The organism is Pseudoalteromonas sp. S408 (assembly GCF_005886645.1).
Classification (GTDB): Bacteria; Pseudomonadota; Gammaproteobacteria; order Enterobacterales; family Alteromonadaceae; genus Pseudoalteromonas.
In genome coordinates this window covers 204,776-220,149 of record NZ_PNDY01000001.1, presented here as the reverse complement: position 1 = coordinate 220,149, position 15,374 = coordinate 204,776, and the positions used below count along the sequence as shown (strand labels likewise).

Annotated in this window: 15 protein-coding genes; all 15 read left to right on the top strand. The window is 41.5% G+C overall.

All coding sequences use genetic code 11. From position 1 onward, the window contains the following. The first annotated feature begins 2 nt into the window (after positions 1-2). On the top strand, positions 3-1,718 hold the full coding sequence (gene fliF, locus CWB62_RS01120; RefSeq protein WP_058550989.1) for a flagellar basal-body MS-ring/collar protein FliF: 1,716 nt from the start codon (positions 3-5) through the stop codon (positions 1,716-1,718). Continuing rightward, positions 1,711-2,751, top strand: coding sequence for a flagellar motor switch protein FliG (fliG, locus tag CWB62_RS01115; RefSeq protein ID WP_058403503.1), 1,041 nt, complete (start codon positions 1,711-1,713; stop codon positions 2,749-2,751). Before fliF ends, fliG begins: the two co-directional genes overlap by 8 nt. Before the next feature lie 3 nt (positions 2,752-2,754). After that, a complete protein-coding gene (gene fliH / locus CWB62_RS01110; protein ID WP_138528739.1) occupies positions 2,755-3,561 on the top strand; it encodes a flagellar assembly protein FliH in 807 nt (268 codons plus the stop codon). A gap of 18 nt (positions 3,562-3,579) precedes the next feature. Beyond that, positions 3,580-4,914, top strand: coding sequence for a flagellar protein export ATPase FliI (gene fliI, locus CWB62_RS01105; protein WP_058403501.1), 1,335 nt, complete (start codon positions 3,580-3,582; stop codon positions 4,912-4,914). Further along, complete coding sequence (gene fliJ / locus CWB62_RS01100) at positions 4,914-5,360, top strand: flagellar export protein FliJ (RefSeq protein ID WP_058403500.1); 447 nt, start codon at positions 4,914-4,916, stop codon at positions 5,358-5,360. The genes fliI and fliJ overlap by 1 nt, the downstream gene beginning before the upstream one ends. Positions 5,361-5,455: 95 nt before the next feature. Then, positions 5,456-7,726: a flagellar hook-length control protein FliK gene (locus tag CWB62_RS01095; RefSeq protein WP_138528909.1), complete on the top strand. Its 2,271-nt coding sequence runs from the start codon at positions 5,456-5,458 to the stop codon at positions 7,724-7,726. A gap of 57 nt (positions 7,727-7,783) precedes the next feature. Beyond that, positions 7,784-8,311, top strand: coding sequence for a flagellar basal body-associated protein FliL (fliL, locus tag CWB62_RS01090; RefSeq protein ID WP_058403499.1), 528 nt, complete (start codon positions 7,784-7,786; stop codon positions 8,309-8,311). Positions 8,312-8,320: 9 nt separating this feature from the next. After that, positions 8,321-9,412 carry a flagellar motor switch protein FliM gene (gene fliM / locus CWB62_RS01085; protein WP_010555915.1) on the top strand — a complete coding sequence of 364 codons (1,092 nt, stop codon included), beginning with the start codon at positions 8,321-8,323 and terminating at the stop codon, positions 9,410-9,412. 20 nt (positions 9,413-9,432) lie between these two features. After that, positions 9,433-9,831: a flagellar motor switch protein FliN gene (gene fliN / locus CWB62_RS01080; protein ID WP_006792745.1), complete on the top strand. Its 399-nt coding sequence runs from the start codon at positions 9,433-9,435 to the stop codon at positions 9,829-9,831. Further along, positions 9,828-10,211, top strand: coding sequence for a flagellar biosynthetic protein FliO (fliO, locus tag CWB62_RS01075; protein ID WP_138528737.1), 384 nt, complete (start codon positions 9,828-9,830; stop codon positions 10,209-10,211). The genes fliN and fliO overlap by 4 nt, the downstream gene beginning before the upstream one ends. Positions 10,212-10,215: 4 nt before the next feature. Continuing rightward, positions 10,216-10,956, top strand: coding sequence for a flagellar type III secretion system pore protein FliP (gene fliP, locus CWB62_RS01070; protein ID WP_058550992.1), 741 nt, complete (start codon positions 10,216-10,218; stop codon positions 10,954-10,956). A 40-nt stretch (positions 10,957-10,996) separates the two neighbouring features. Then, complete coding sequence (locus CWB62_RS01065) at positions 10,997-11,266, top strand: flagellar biosynthetic protein FliQ (protein ID WP_006792748.1); 270 nt, start codon at positions 10,997-10,999, stop codon at positions 11,264-11,266. 3 nt (positions 11,267-11,269) lie between these two features. Then, positions 11,270-12,049 carry a flagellar biosynthetic protein FliR gene (gene fliR, locus CWB62_RS01060; protein WP_006792749.1) on the top strand — a complete coding sequence of 260 codons (780 nt, stop codon included), beginning with the start codon at positions 11,270-11,272 and terminating at the stop codon, positions 12,047-12,049. A 9-nt stretch (positions 12,050-12,058) separates the two neighbouring features. Beyond that, a complete protein-coding gene (gene flhB / locus CWB62_RS01055; RefSeq protein WP_010555918.1) occupies positions 12,059-13,189 on the top strand; it encodes a flagellar biosynthesis protein FlhB in 1,131 nt (376 codons plus the stop codon). A 73-nt stretch (positions 13,190-13,262) separates the two neighbouring features. After that, positions 13,263-15,371 (top strand): flagellar biosynthesis protein FlhA, encoded by a 2,109-nt coding sequence (gene flhA / locus CWB62_RS01050; protein ID WP_058403496.1) that lies wholly within the window; start codon positions 13,263-13,265, stop codon positions 15,369-15,371. Positions 15,372-15,374 lie beyond the last annotated feature (3 nt).

Here is a 15,374-nt window from a genome sequence, read left to right as displayed (position 1 = left end):
TTGTGGCGCAATCCAATCAATCAACCGATCTTGCACTTGCTACTGGTGATATTGACCAAAGCGATAGCGACGATCAACAAGAACAAAAATCTGGCTATTTAAGTTCGTTAAACGGTGTTGATTTATTGCGCCAAGTAACGCTTGTTATTGCTTTAGGCATTTGTTTAGCAATTGCTATATTCATCATTATTTGGGCTCGCCAGCCAGATATGCGCCCGCTTGGTAAAATGCAAACAGAAGAGCTAATACAAACGCTCGACTTTTTAGATGCACAAAAAATCGAATATCAAGTTGATGGTAATGTGGTACTTGTCCCTGAAACCGAATATCAAAACATTAAGCTGTTAATGACTCGTGAAGGGTTAGAGCAAGGGCCTACATCGGGTTCAGATATCATCATGCAAGACATGGGCTTTGGTGTAAGTCAACGCTTAGAGCGCGAACGCTTAAAGCATGGTCGTGAGCAACAACTCGCACGTACAATTGAAGAGCTTAACAACATTACTCGCGCACGTGTATTACTTGCCATCCCAAAAGAAAATGTATTTGCGCGCAGAGAGAAAAAACCTTCAGCTACCGTTGTATTGACTCTTAAGCGAGGGCGTTCACTTGACAGCGAAGAAGTAGACTCTGTTGTTGATATGGTTGCATCGGCTGTACAAGGTTTAGAGCCAGCTCGTGTAACGGTAACGGATCAAAATGGTCGCTTATTAAATTCTGGCTCACAAACGTCTCTTGCGGCACGTTCGCGCAAAGAGTACGACATAGAGCGCAAGCGTGAACAAGAGTATCTTGAAAAAATTGATAGCATTCTAATTCCCGTCGTAGGGCTTGCAAACTACACTGCACAAGTTGATTTAAGCATGGATTTTAGTGCCATTGAAGAAACGCAAAAGCGCTACAACCCAGATCTGCCTGCAGTAAGAAGCGAAACAACGTTTGAAGAAAATAATATAGGCGGTTTAGCGGTAGGTATACCTGGTGCGTTGACGAATCAGCCGCCAGTAAACTCAAACATTCCTGAAGTAGCTGGCCAAGGTGGAGCAGGTAGTGCAACTTCACCATCAAGAACACATAAAGAAGCTACGCGTAATTATGAGCTAGATACAACTATTTCACATAAGCGCCAGCAAACAGGTGTAATACGTAGAATAAGCGTGTCGGTGGCTGTTGATTACACTCCAAAAGTAGGTGAAAACGGTGAAACAACCATGACACCGCGCTCAGTGGAAGAACTGTCAAATATTCGCCGTTTATTACAAGGTGGTGTTGGTTTTGATATGCAACGTGGTGATGCACTTGAAGTGGTAACGGTTCCGTTTGTGCGTGAAGCAACTGATTTTGACATTAGTGTGCCGCTTTGGGAACAAGACTGGTTTATGAAAATAATCCGCTTAGTACTGGGTGCCCTCGTTATTATTGTACTGATAATGGCGGTAGTTAAACCGATGCTTAAACGCTTAATTTACCCAGACGATACACTTGAAGAGTATGACGAAGATGCCTTAAGTGCTGGTGTAGATATTGGCGATAGCACGTTAGATATGCTAAACAAAGACTTTGATTCTGCTTCAATTGGTTTCTCAAGCGATGGTACACTTCAGTTACCAGACCTACATGGCGACGAAGACTTACTAAAAGCAATTCGTGCCCTTGTAGCCAATGAACCAGAACTCTCATCACAAGTAGTGAAAGCGTGGTTAACAGAAGATGACTGATCAAGAACAAAAACAATTACCGCCAGCGTTTGATGTTGATAAGCTCGATGGCGTAGATAAAGCCGCAATATTACTGTTGAGCCTATCAGAAGAAGATGCAGCGCAAATACTAAAACACTTAGAGCCTAAGCAGGTGCAAAAAGTGGGTATGGCAATGGCGGCGTTAGATGACCTTTCGCAGGCTAAGATTAGTGCAGTTCATAATTTGTTTATTGAACAGATTCAAAGCTTCAGCACTATCGGATTTCAGTCAGAAGACTTTATTAAAAAGGCGCTTACCGCTGCATTGGGTGAAGATAAAGCCGCTAGCCTTATTGATCAAATTGTTATGGGATCGGGTGCTAAAGGCCTTGATTCGCTTAAGTGGATGGACTCTAAGCAAGTGGCAAACATTATTCGTAATGAGCACCCGCAAATACAAACTATTGTGTTGTCTTATTTAGAGCCTGAGCAGTCTGCAGAGATTATCGCGCAGTTCCCTGAAAAAGTTCGCCTTGATTTGACCATGCGTATAGCCAACCTTGAAGAAGTTCAACCAGCTGCACTACAAGAACTTAATGAAATAATGGAAAAACAATTTGCCGGTCAAGCGGGTGCACAAGCTGCGAAAATGGGTGGCTTAAAAGCAGCGGCAGACATAATGAACTACCTAGATACAAATGTTGAAGGTCAGTTAATGGATTCTATTCGTGAGCATGACGAAGAGATGTCTCAGCAAATTCAAGATCTAATGTTTGTATTTGAAAACTTAATGGATGTGGATGACCGTGGTATTCAAGCTATATTACGAGAAGTACAACAGGACGTGCTAATGAAAGCAATCAAAGGTGCTGACGACGGTCTAAAAGATAAGATACTTGGTAATATGTCTAAACGTGCCGCGGATATGCTTGCCGATGATCTAGAAGCTATGGCGCCTGTGCGTATTAGTGAAGTAGAAGCAGCACAAAAAGAGATTTTATCAACAGCACGACGTTTATCTGATTCGGGTGAAATTCAGTTAGGTGGTGGTGGTGGTGAGGAGTTCTTGTAAGCCATGAGCAAACTCAAAGGGCGTCCACTTCGAGCTGAAGAAGCCGATGAATTATTAAAAAACTGGGCTATCCCAGATGTAGCACCTAACGAAAAAAGCTTTGGTAACCGCTCAACAGCCTATGGTACGCCCCTTAGTGAGCTTTATAAAAAAGAGCTTGCCGAAGAAATGCCCGCTGATGAACCACAAGAACCCGAGATGCCTAAGCTTACTATGGTTGAGCTTGAACGCATTAGGCAAGATGCTTACGAAGAAGGTCTAAAGCAAGGCCATGAACAAGGCTACATTGACGGCTTTGAAAAAGGCGTTAGTGAGGGAAAAGAGGCCGGTTACAAAGAAGGGTTAGAGCTTGGAAAAACTCAAGGGCAAGAAGATATTAAACCGATTGTTGAAGAGCAGCTAATTAGCTTAAAAAGCATTTTAGAGGCGCTTAATTCACCGCTAAAAAAGGTGGACGAACAAGCCGAATTGCAGCTTGTTCAATTGGCTAGCATGCTTGCTGAGGCTGTGATTTACCAAGAGGTACAAACATCGTCAGAGGTTATTTTACATACATTAAAACACAGTATTGATTCGTTAAATGCGCAGCAAGAAACAGTGAAAATTCACCTAAACCCGACCGACCTCGATATAATCAAAGAAAGCTATGGCGAACAAACTATTGCACAAAACAACTGGCAATTGGTTCCCGAACCCACGCTTGATAGAGGTGGATGTGAGGTGAAAACCGCGCAATCCTCTCTTGATATGACTCTAAAAACACGTGTCAAAGAAACGTTGGATAGCTTTTTGCATAATAGCAATATCTAAGTATTTTTTAGGCGTACTATGTCTGCTCAAAGTGCCTCTTTAAGCGAACGCTTATCGCAATATCAACAAAATATTAAGCCCCATACACCTGCTGTAGCGGGGATATTAACGCGTGTAGTTGGCCTTACTCTAGAGGCTAAGGGATTACGAGCACCAGTTGGTAGTCAATGTAAAATAGAAACCATGAATGGTTTTGTTGACGCCGAAATCGTTGGCTTTAACGATCAAACCTTATATTTAATGCCCAACGATCATATTTCTGGTGTGCTACCTGGTGCGCGTGTAATTCCTCAAATAAATAATTTGGGTTTACCTGTAGGCATGAGCTTATTAGGGCGTGTTGTTGATGGGTTAGGCAGACCACTCGACGGTTTGGGCAAAATTAATGCTGAGCATTACTTAAAGTTTGCCCAAAATACAATAAACCCATTAGCAAGACGACCCATCAGCCAACCCATGGATGTAGGTGTACGTGCTATAAACTCAGTGATCACCGTAGGGCAAGGTCAACGAATGGGATTGTTCGCAGGCTCTGGTGTAGGTAAATCTGTATTATTAGGCATGATGACACGGGGCAGTGAAGCCGATGTCATTGTAGTGGGTTTGGTAGGTGAGCGTGGCCGTGAGGTAAAAGAGTTCATTGAAGAAATACTTGGTGTAGAAGGGCGTAAACGTTCGGTTGTTGTTGCTGCACCGGCTGATTCATCACCGCTAATGCGACTAAAAGGCTGTGAAAGCGCAGTTACTATTGCTGAGTATTTTAGAGACCAAGGCTTAAATGTATTACTGCTACTCGATTCAGTAACTCGTTATGCCATGGCTCAGCGAGAAATAGCTTTAGCAGTTGGAGAGCCACCCGCTACAAAAGGTTATCCACCGTCGGTTTTTGCAAAGTTACCCGCCTTGGTTGAGCGAGCGGGTAATGGGGGAGAAGGGCAAGGTGCAATTACGGCCTTTTTTACTGTATTGAGTGAAGGTGACGATATGCAAGACCCAATAGCTGATGCCGCTCGCGCCATACTCGACGGTCATATTGTACTTTCTCGTGAGTTGGCCGATAGCGGACATTACCCCGCAATAGATATCGAAAAATCAATATCTCGAGTTATGCCTCAAGTAGTTTCTGAACCTCATATGCAGCAAGCGCGAGTGCTCAAGCAGGTGTATTCGATGTACCAACAAAATAAAGACATGATCACGTTAGGTGCGTATCAAAAGGGAACCGATCCTATGCTCGATCAAGCAATAAACATGATGCCTAGGGTTAACGGTTTTTTACAGCAAGGTATGCGTGATGTAATAAGTTATGACGATGGGCTACAAGGTCTTGCTCAATTATTAGGCCAAGGATAATGGCTAAAAGTAAATTCGAATTATTACTAAAGCTTGAAAGCGAAAAAGAAGAAAACTTGCGTATGAGTTACCTGCAAGCAAATCAAAACTTGCTCGCAAATCAGCAAAAACTTCAAGGCTTAAACGATTTTCGACTTGAGTACTCCCAGCAATTACATTTAAAAGGGCAGTCGGGTTTATCAAGTGCAGGTTTTGGGCAGTATCATGCGTTTATTGCAAAAATTGAAGAAGCTATTCGCCAACAAGCAAGTACGGTTAATACAGCAAAGCAAGTTGTTTCACAGCGAAAAACGCTGTGGCTAAAACAACAAATAAAAGCGAAAGCGGTTGCTAAGTTGATTGAAAATCAAAAAGTGAAAGCTGCAGCTATAGTTGCTAAAAACGAACAGAAAATGTTAGACGAGTTTACATCTAATCAATTTTTTCAGCGTCGAAAACTCTCTTAAGTTAGGCACGTTTATTGCTTTATTAATGGGTGGTATTTAATTTTGGGCAATGTGCGGTGACATGTTGCCGTAACCGTATTAGGTGATTTATGGCGATGAATGATATGTCTGTTTCAATTGCGGCTGATAAAGAGTCTTTTTTAGCATTTAAAGACAGCGGCTTAGCTACTTCCGGTGATGAATCAGGTGCGGAGTTTTTTACTCAGCTACAAGATGCGCACAATGCATTTGAGCCTATAAAAAAAGAGTTTGAACAGACTCAGGCTGACGGGCAGTTTGCTGCTTCATCAGCTTCAGATGTTGAAAAAAGCTCAGTGAGCCACATTGATGACAAAAATGCTGCCAAATTCGATGCAGAGTCTGGCAATGACATTTTCGAACAAATTAATTCATCCCAATCAATAAATACTGAAGTCACAAAACCAAGCGAAAATGCGGAAGATACACACCTAACAGATACATCTACAATAAAAACTCCGCTCGGTATTGCTGATTTAAACGAGAAGCTGCCTGTTAAAGGTTATGTTGCTGTGCCAGCAAAAGATTTACCTGTTAAAGATGAGGTAGGTAAAATAATTAGACCTCATTCGCCAATTGCTGACAGCAGTAAAAGTGGTGTGGCAAAATTAGTCGATGATGCTGATATTAGTAGCTCGTTAAATTCAGAAAAACAAAATAAAACGTCTATCGCACAGGCTGTTGAAACACAGCTAAATATAAAATCGGATACAGTTAAACACACTGCAGAAACGCAAAGTATAACTCAGGGAACTGATGCAAAAGACGGCGGGGCAGAGGCTAACAAAGGCACTTTTGCAGATAAACGAGCCGCTTCACAAAGCTCAGTACTTTCTGAAGCGAGTATAAATTCTGATAACACTGTTTTAAAAACGGATGTTGATAAAATTGCGACTACCCAAAGCACACCAGAGAACAGTAATAAAATTAATGCCAATACCGTAGCTCAAAATGCTGTAGCTCAAAATACAGTTACGGAACCAGCAGAAAATACGTCAAGAGCAATTTCAGCTAACTCAAGTATCACTGAAACCGAAAAAGCAGACGCGATAGATGCGCTAACGGTTAAAGATGCGAATGCAATAAAAACAGATAAGGTATTAGCAAGTTTAACGCCTGAACAACTTTCAAAATTAAATGATCAGATTAAAGCAGATTCGCTTTCTTCATCAAATAGCGTTGAAAAGTTGACGGCTTTAAAGCAAATGCTCACTCAATTTATAACGGATAACGAGCAGACACAAAGCACTGAAGTTAAGTCGTCGCCTAGCGGGCAGTTTAATACACTTTCTGGGACTGAAAAGCAGGGACTACTGACTCAATTAAATACTTTTATTAAAACCGAGCAACCAAAAGGTGAACAGTTAGCGGTTATTAAGCAAGCGATAGGTGAGCTAAAAGTCTCGATTGCGGCAGATACTAAATTTACAATATCTCAAAAAGCTGTAAACGATTCACAGAAACTGCCGCAAGCAAATGAATCGCAAATAGACAAAGCAGTTACTTTAGCGGTAAAAGGTGAAGAGACAACAAAGCCAGTTACTTTTATAGCTTCACAAACACCAAATACGGTGAATAAGCCACAAAAAGTGAGTGTGAAATCAGGTTCTGAAAGTAGCGCAGATCCAACTAAATTAGCTGCACAGCCTACTAGTGATGAAGATCTAACAAAAGCGCTTGACCAACTGCAAAAAGAGGGGCTAAAAAATACCACGGCTGAGCAGTCACCGGCTAAAGTTACGCAGTTGTTTAACACTATAACTAATGCATTAAATACAACCCAAACCAGTACCCAAAGCTATTATGATTCGATTGATTATGAAATGGGGATATTGGATCAACAGGTTACGCAAAATCAGCAGTTACAAAGTACAGCACAGACAAAGCAGGTGAGTATTGACCCTGGTATGATGCAGGCGATTAACATAGTTAAAAGTGACGCGGCCAAGTTGTTACAAGAGCGCGTTAGTTCAATGTTAAGCATTAATAACAAAGAGGCTGAAATTCGTCTTGACCCACCTGAAATGGGCAGCATGCAAATACGCGTTCGTAGCGATGCAGAACAAGCACAAATTAACTTTGTGGTACAGAACCAGCAGGCCAAAGAGGCACTTGAACAATCTATGCCTCGTTTACGCGAAATGCTAGCACAGCAAGGTTTGGAGCTGGGTGAGAGCACTATTTCATATGGCCAGTCAGGTGGCGAAAATGCTGAGCAAAATGAATCGGGTTCGGGGGAACAATTGGCCCAAAATGGAGTAGTAAATAGTGAAAGTGATGAGCCAGCAAATAGCCCAGAACAAACTTCTGCGCTACAAACATCATCATCAATAGATTACTATGCCTAACTACTGCTATTATAATAACTAAAACAAGCAAATACCTTTGCGATATAAGGAATGATGATGGCTGAAGAAACAAGTTTAGAAATAGAAGAAGCGCCTAAAAGTAAAAAAAAGCTGATAATTATTATTGCAGCAGCATTGCTAGTTGTAGGTGGTGCTGCGGGTTTCTTTTTAATGTCGGGCTCGGATGAGCCAGTTGAGACGTTAGATGAAGAAACAACTCTTTCAGAAGAAGCGCCAGAGGCTTCTGGTTCATCTGCAGAGATAGGCAGTGCTCTTTACGTTGCGATGCCTAGACCATTTGTATTTAACGTACCGGGCTCTAGCAGAGATAGAATTGTACAAATTAAAGTGCAGCTTTTGGTTCGTGGCGAAGTTAATGAAGAAACCGCTAAAAAGCATATCCCGCTTATCGAAGGTAAGTTACTCAGCGTATTTTCAACGACTACTGCAGATGAGTTAAGTACCAGTGCAGGCAAAGAAACACTGCGTTTTTCTGCACTAGAGACAGTGCAAACCGCCTTAAATGACGTTGAAGGCAGTAAAGTAATTGAGCGGGTATTGTTTACCGGCTTTGTAATGCAATAAGGGGTTAGCGTGAGCGACTTATTATCCCAAGACGAAATTGATGCGCTATTACACGGTGTTGATGACGTTGAAGAGGAAGATATAAACGATGGCGAAGATGGCGGGGGAAGTACGCTACAGTACGATTTTTCTTCGCAAGATCGAATCGTACGTGGTCGCATGCCGACGCTGGAAATTGTTAATGAGCGCTTTGCTCGCCATATGCGAATTAGCCTATTTAATATGATGCGCCGTACAGCGGAAGTATCCATTAATGGCGTTCAAATGATAAAATTTGGTGAGTACGTACATACCTTGTTTGTACCAACCAGCTTAAATATGGTGCGTTTTAGACCGTTAAAAGGAACCGGTTTGATCACCATGGAAGCACGTTTAGTGTTTATTTTGGTGGATAACTTTTTTGGCGGTGATGGTCGCTACCACGCAAAAATTGAAGGCCGTGAATTTACCCCGACAGAGCGCCGAATTGTGCAAATGCTACTAAAAATAATCTTTGAAGATTATAAAGAGGCATGGGCACCGGTCATGGATGTGTCGTTTGAGTACCTCGATTCAGAAGTAAATCCTGCTATGGCTAATATTGTAAGCCCGACTGAAGTTGTGGTTATTAGCTCTTTTCATATTGAACTTGATGGCGGTGGCGGTGATTTTCACATTGCTTTGCCGTACTCAATGCTCGAACCAATAAGAGAACTTTTGGATGCAGGTGTTCAATCAGACACCGAGGATACCGACTTACGTTGGAGTAAAGCATTACGAGATGAAATAATGGATGTTGAAGTTGATATGTCGACTCAGCTTCTAGAGGTCGACTTAACACTTCAACAAATAATGGAGCTTAAAGCAGGTGATATTATTCCTGTTGAAATGCCAGAGCATATTACTGTATTTGTAGAAGAGCTGCCCACATTCAGAGCTAAAATGGGTCGTTCTCGTGATAATGTCGCCCTACAAATTAGTGAAAAAATTAAACGACCTGATTCAGTTAAATCTGAGCTGCATGTATTTACTAAAGGCGGCAAGAAAATTGACTCAGATGCAGAGTTAGCAGAATTAGAAGAAGATTTACACCTTTCAGACGGTGTAGACTTAGACTGGTAATTGATTAAAAGGTTAAACGTATGAGCGATGATCAAGATACAATGGACGAATGGGCAGCCGCACTTGCTGAGGCTGAAGGCGGCGATGATGCTGGCGAAGCGCAAGTTGCCGAACTTGATGAATTAAGTGATGAAAAAAGCGAAATAACGGGCGAAGAAAAGCGCAAGCTCGATACAATTTTAGACATCCCAGTGACAATATCGATGGAAGTTGGGCGCTCAAAAATTAATATTCGTAATTTACTACAACTTAACCAAGGTTCAGTAGTAGAGCTAGATCGTGTTGCTGGTGAGCCATTAGATGTATTGGTTAATGGTACCTTGATTGCCCATGGTGAAGTGGTTGTGGTAAATGACAAGTTTGGTATTCGTTTAACGGATGTTATCAGCCAAGTAGAGCGGATCAAAAAGCTACGATGAGTGCCTTTTTTGCGCTAACAGCTTCTGTATTTACAAAAACAGAGTCGGTTACACCTACGGGCGATTTAATCTCCATGGTGCTTTCGCTTATTGCAGTGCTAGTGCTCATTGTTGTTCTGGCTGTTTTTGTAAAAAAGCTTAATCCTAATTTGGCAAACAGTGATGAATTTAAAGTGGTTCGAAGTCTTCCCTTAGGCTCCCGCGAACGCTTAATGGTGGTAGAGATTGATAATGCGCAGCATTTATTAGGCGTCACGCCGCACAGCATTAACTACCTTCATAAATTAGAATCACCACTGAGTGAAAAAGAAATTCCAGAACTTGCTAAACAATTTAGCAAATTGTTAAATCCCAAATCAAAACAAAATAAAAAGAACTGAACCTATGATTAAGTGGCTGCTAATTATTTTCGCCATTATGTTTGTTCCAAGCGCAAGCGCTGAAGGTATCGATGCGCTTACCATTACTACAAACGCAGATGGCACACAAGATTACTCAGTGACGTTGCAAGTTTTAGCCATTATGACGGCGCTGAGCTTTATACCAGCCGCCATTATAATGATGACGTCTTTTACACGTATTATTGTTGTGTTGGCTATACTACGCCAGGCAATTGGTTTGCAGCAAACGCCATCAAATCAGGTACTGTTGGGCATGTCTTTATTCTTAAGTATTTTTATCATGGCGCCTATTTACCAAAAGGTAAATGACGTAGCCATAGAACCTTATTTGAGTGAGCAAGTGACTTCAGTTCAAGCATTGGAGCTCGCAAAAGAGCCAATGAAAGCATTTATGCTCTCGCAGGTTCGTTTAAAAGACTTAGAAACATTTGCTAAGATAGCTGGTTACGACAAGCTAGAATCACCAGAAGAGACCCCGTTAATTGTACTTATACCCGCATTTGTAACAAGCGAATTACAAACTGCATTTATTATCGGGTTTATGTTTTTTATACCTTTTTTAATTGTTGATCTGGTTGTTGCATCCGTACTCATGGCTATGGGTATGATGATGCTCTCCCCCATGATTGTCTCCTTACCCTTTAAAATAATGCTGTTTGTACTTGTAGACGGTTGGAGCTTAGTGATGGGAACCCTAGCAAAAAGCTTTGGTTTAGGCACATAGTATGTATTGTTTGAATGTAACTAAAAGATAGGATTACAGCATGGAACCGGAAATTTTTGTTGATATTCTTAGCGATGCACTGTTCTTAGTTATTAAATTAGTATCAGCTATTGTTGTTCCAGGTTTAATTATTGGCCTAGTGGTTGCGGTGTTTCAAGCGGCTACGTCTATCAATGAGCAAACGTTGAGTTTTTTGCCTCGCTTATTGATCACTATTAGCGCGTTAATTGTTGGTGGCCACTGGTTCACTCAGGAGCTAATGGATTTTTTTACTCGGTTAGTGCTGCTTATCCCCGAAATTGCAGGTTAACAAGTGGAGTACCCGTTTTCAGTTGTCATTCAATGGTTGAGCGATTTTTTACTCCCTTTGGTAAGAATTAGCTCCATGATTATGATAATGGCGGGTCTTGGCGCTAAAAATGTGCCAACACGTATAAAGCTGGGTTTATCAGTCGTCGTGACTCTGTTGGTTGTTCCAGTGCTTCCTCCTGCTACATTTACTAACCTGTTTTCGTTCGAAATGATTTTAGTAGTGATACAGCAAATGCTTATTGGAATCGCGATTGGCTTTGCATCTACCTTACTCCTCAATACCTTTGTATTGGCAGGTCAAATACTTGCTATGCAAACCGGTTTGGGTTTTGCTTCTGTTATTGATCCCTCTAATGGTGCTAGCGTTCCGGCGGTTGGCCAGTTTTTTCTTATTTTAGCAACACTATTATTTTTTGTATTTAATGGCCATTTAATGATGATACAAATGGTTGTGCATAGTTTTGAAGTGCTGCCAATTGATGGTAATTGGTGGTCGGTAGACCACTATTGGGATATTGTAACTTGGGGCGGCTGGATGTTTACAACAGCTTTAGTGCTCTCACTTGCCCCATTGACAGCAATGCTGGTTATTAATATTTCATTTGGCATTATGACACGTGCGGCGCCGCAGCTAAATATTTTTGCGATTGGTTTTCCATTCACGCTTGTAGCAGGGCTTGTCATTATTTGGGCAACATTAGGCAACTTTATTCTGCAGTTTGAATTTCAGTGGCTTAAAATGATCGAACTAATGTGTACCTTAGTTGGTTGCTCGCCTTAGGAGTGCGTTATGGCTGAAGATTCAGGTCAAGAAAAAACAGAAGAACCCACAGGGAAAAAAATAGAAGAGTCTAAAAAGAAAGGGCAGGTTGCTCGTTCTAAAGAACTAGGTACTATGTTTGTACTTATTTTTTCAGCTATTTCACTGTTAATGTACGGCCCTGAAATTGGTAAGGGTTTATACAATATTATGGGCAGAATGCTTAGCCTTAATCGAAATGAAACCTACGACACTACTAAAATGTTTGCGGTTTGGTCTAGTGTGGCTGATGCGCTTATTTTTCCTATGGCTATGTTTGTATTCATTATTTTGTTTGCAGGCATTATAGGCAACACTTTATTGGGTGGCTTTAATTTTAGTTGGCAAGCAGCCGCTCCCAAAGCAAGCAAAATGTCTCCGTTTAAAGGCTTTAAACGTATGTTTGGTCCGCAAGCAGCGGTAGAGCTCACTAAAGCTATTTTAAAATTCTTAGTCGTTGCAAGCTTTGCTTTTTTTCTAATTAATACTTTTTTCGACGAAATTTTACACTTAAGCATTGAGTCTGCGCCTAACAATATTATTCATGCGCTCGAAATACTTTCGTGGATGTTTTTGGCATTATCATGCACATTGGTAATTATTGCGGCAATTGATGCGCCGTATCAAAGTCATACTCACCATAAGCAGTTAAAAATGACACTGCAAGAGGTAAAAGACGAGTACAAAAACTCTGAAGGTGATCCTCAAATAAAAGCGCGTATTAGGCAAACTCAAAGGCAAATGTCTCAAAAAAGAATGATGCAAGACGTGCCTGATGCCGATGTTGTGGTTACTAACCCAACGCATTATTCTGTAGCGTTAAAATACGATACAGAGCGAGCAGGTGCTCCTATAGTGCTTGCAAAAGGCGTAGATGAACTTGCTATGCAAATACGAAAGGTGGCAAATGGTAACGATGTACCAATTGTTGAGTCGCCCATGCTTACGAGAGCGCTTTATCATACCGCAGAAGTGGGTGAACAAATTCCTGATCAACTCTTCACTGCCGTTGCACAGGTGTTAGCTTATGTTTTTCAGCTGAAACGCTTCAATAAAGGTCGCGGAAAACGCCCGACAAAGCTTAATAAAAAGCTCCCCATCCCAGATGCTTACAGGTATTAATATTACTCCTTTATTAACTTGGAATAGTTATTGCTAATTCTACGTAGTGTCAATTTTTTGAAATTGTAGAATTATGAGTTTTAAAGCGGTATTACAACAACTTAACGCAGACAAAAAAGAATATGCAAAAGGCGTAGGTACACCTTTGCTTGTGCTTGCAGCTTTGGGAATGGTCATTTTACCGTTACCGCCATTTTTACTTGATATCCTTTTTTCATTCAATATTGCTTTGGCGTTGGTGGTACTACTCGTAACGGTTTACACCATGAAACCGGTTGAGTTTGGTATGTTTCCGGCCGTGTTACTTATCGCCACAATTATGCGTTTAGCACTTAACGTAGCAAGTACGCGTGTTGTACTACTTGAAGGACATAATGGTGGAGATGCCGCGGGGAAAGTGATAGAAGCCTTTGGGTCTGTTGTTATTGGCGGTAACTATGCTGTTGGCCTAGTGGTATTTTTAATTCTTATCATTATTAACTTTGTTGTAATTACCAAAGGTGCAGGGCGTATTTCTGAAGTATCAGCACGTTTTACACTTGATGCAATGCCAGGTAAACAAATGGCAATTGACGCCGATTTAAACGCAGGATTCATTAGTGCAGAGCAAGCGCGTGATCGCCGCGAAGAGGTTACTCGCGAAGCTGACTTCTATGGTTCAATGGATGGTGCAAGTAAGTTTGTAAAAGGTGATGCTATTGCTGGTATTGTCATTTTAATTATCAACATTGTTGGTGGTTTATTTGTTGGCATGATCCAGCACGATTTAAGTTTTGGCCAAGCGATGGAAGTTTACACACTGCTTACGATTGGTGATGGCCTAGTGGCTCAGCTTCCCTCACTGTTACTATCGATTGGTACAGCGATTGTAGTAACACGTCAAAACGAGTCACTCAATATGGGCGACCAGTTTAAGAAACAACTTGGCAACGAGAAGTCATTATTTATAGCTTCTGGTATCTTAATTACCATGGGCTTAGTACCGGGCATGCCTCATTTAGCATTTTTAAGCCTAGGCGCATTATTAGGTTATTTAGCTTACTACACTCAACAAAGTAAACTAAAAGTGGCTGCAGCAGAGGCTGAAGCTGCTGCAAATGGAGCTGCTGGTACGGGCGTTGCTAATAAACAAGAACAAAAAGAACTGGGTTGGGATGATGTTCAGCAAGTAGATGTAATTGGATTAGAGGTAGGCTACAGGTTAATTCCTTTGGTTGACCAATCTCAAGGCGGAGAACTACTAAATCGTATTAAGGGAGTACGTAAAAAGCTTTCTCAAGAGCTGGGTTTTTTAGTTCCACCCGTACATATTCGCGATAACTTAGAGCTTGACCCTAATGCATACAGAATTACGCTTATGGGGGTATCTACAGGTGAAGGTGAACTTAAGCATGGTGATGAACTGGCAATAAACCCTGGTCAAGTATTTGGGCCAATTAAAGGGATTGAAACTAAAGACCCTGCTTTTGGACTTGATGCGGTATGGATAAAACCAGATCAAAAAGACGAGGCACAATCGCTAGGTTATACCGTGGTAGATTCAGCCACGGTTGTGGCTACACATATTAGCCAGTTACTCACAAACAGCGCAGCACTACTGTTAGGCCACGAGGAAGTACAAAACTTATTAGACATGTTAGGTAAAAGTCACCCTCGCTTAGTTGAAGGTTTAGTTCCTGACGTATTACCGTTAACTGTGATTGTAAAAGTACTACAAAACTTACTTAATGAAGGGGTTGCAATTCGCGACATGCGTTCAATTGTACAAACGCTTGTTGAGTATGGCCCGCGTAGTCAAGACCCCGATGTATTAACGGCTGCAGTGCGTATTTCATTACGCCGATTAATAGTTCAAGATGCTGTAGGTATGTCGTCAGAAATCCCTGTCATAACCTTGGCGCCTGAGTTGGAACAGATGTTGCATCAGTCACTACAAAATGCAGGCGACGAAGGTGCCGGTATAGAACCAGGACTTGCAGAGCGGCTTCAAGTGTCACTAAACGAAGCGCATCAAAACCAAGAAATGTCCGGTGAACCTTCAATATTGCTAACGTCGGGAATGTTACGCACTGTGTTATCTCGTTTTGTTAAGTACACCATCCCGGGTTTAAGGGTGATGTCTTATCAAGAGGTACCAGATGAAAGACAGATCAAGATAGTCAGCTCTGTAGGCCAACAATAAGAT

Coding starts and splice junctions, on each gene's coding strand:
- fliG (WP_058403503.1), top strand. CDS start 1,711: ATGACTGATCAAGAACAAAAACAATTACCGCCAGCGTTTGATGTTGAT.
- fliN (WP_006792745.1), top strand. CDS start 9,433: ATGAGCGATGATCAAGATACAATGGACGAATGGGCAGCCGCACTTGCT.
- fliI (WP_058403501.1), top strand. CDS start 3,580: ATGTCTGCTCAAAGTGCCTCTTTAAGCGAACGCTTATCGCAATATCAA.
- flhB (WP_010555918.1), top strand. CDS start 12,059: ATGGCTGAAGATTCAGGTCAAGAAAAAACAGAAGAACCCACAGGGAAA.
- fliL (WP_058403499.1), top strand. CDS start 7,784: ATGGCTGAAGAAACAAGTTTAGAAATAGAAGAAGCGCCTAAAAGTAAA.
- fliO (WP_138528737.1), top strand. CDS start 9,828: ATGAGTGCCTTTTTTGCGCTAACAGCTTCTGTATTTACAAAAACAGAG.
- fliJ (WP_058403500.1), top strand. CDS start 4,914: ATGGCTAAAAGTAAATTCGAATTATTACTAAAGCTTGAAAGCGAAAAA.
- fliP (WP_058550992.1), top strand. CDS start 10,216: ATGATTAAGTGGCTGCTAATTATTTTCGCCATTATGTTTGTTCCAAGC.
- CWB62_RS01065 (WP_006792748.1), top strand. CDS start 10,997: ATGGAACCGGAAATTTTTGTTGATATTCTTAGCGATGCACTGTTCTTA.
- fliH (WP_138528739.1), top strand. CDS start 2,755: ATGAGCAAACTCAAAGGGCGTCCACTTCGAGCTGAAGAAGCCGATGAA.
- flhA (WP_058403496.1), top strand. CDS start 13,263: ATGAGTTTTAAAGCGGTATTACAACAACTTAACGCAGACAAAAAAGAA.
- CWB62_RS01095 (WP_138528909.1), top strand. CDS start 5,456: ATGAATGATATGTCTGTTTCAATTGCGGCTGATAAAGAGTCTTTTTTA.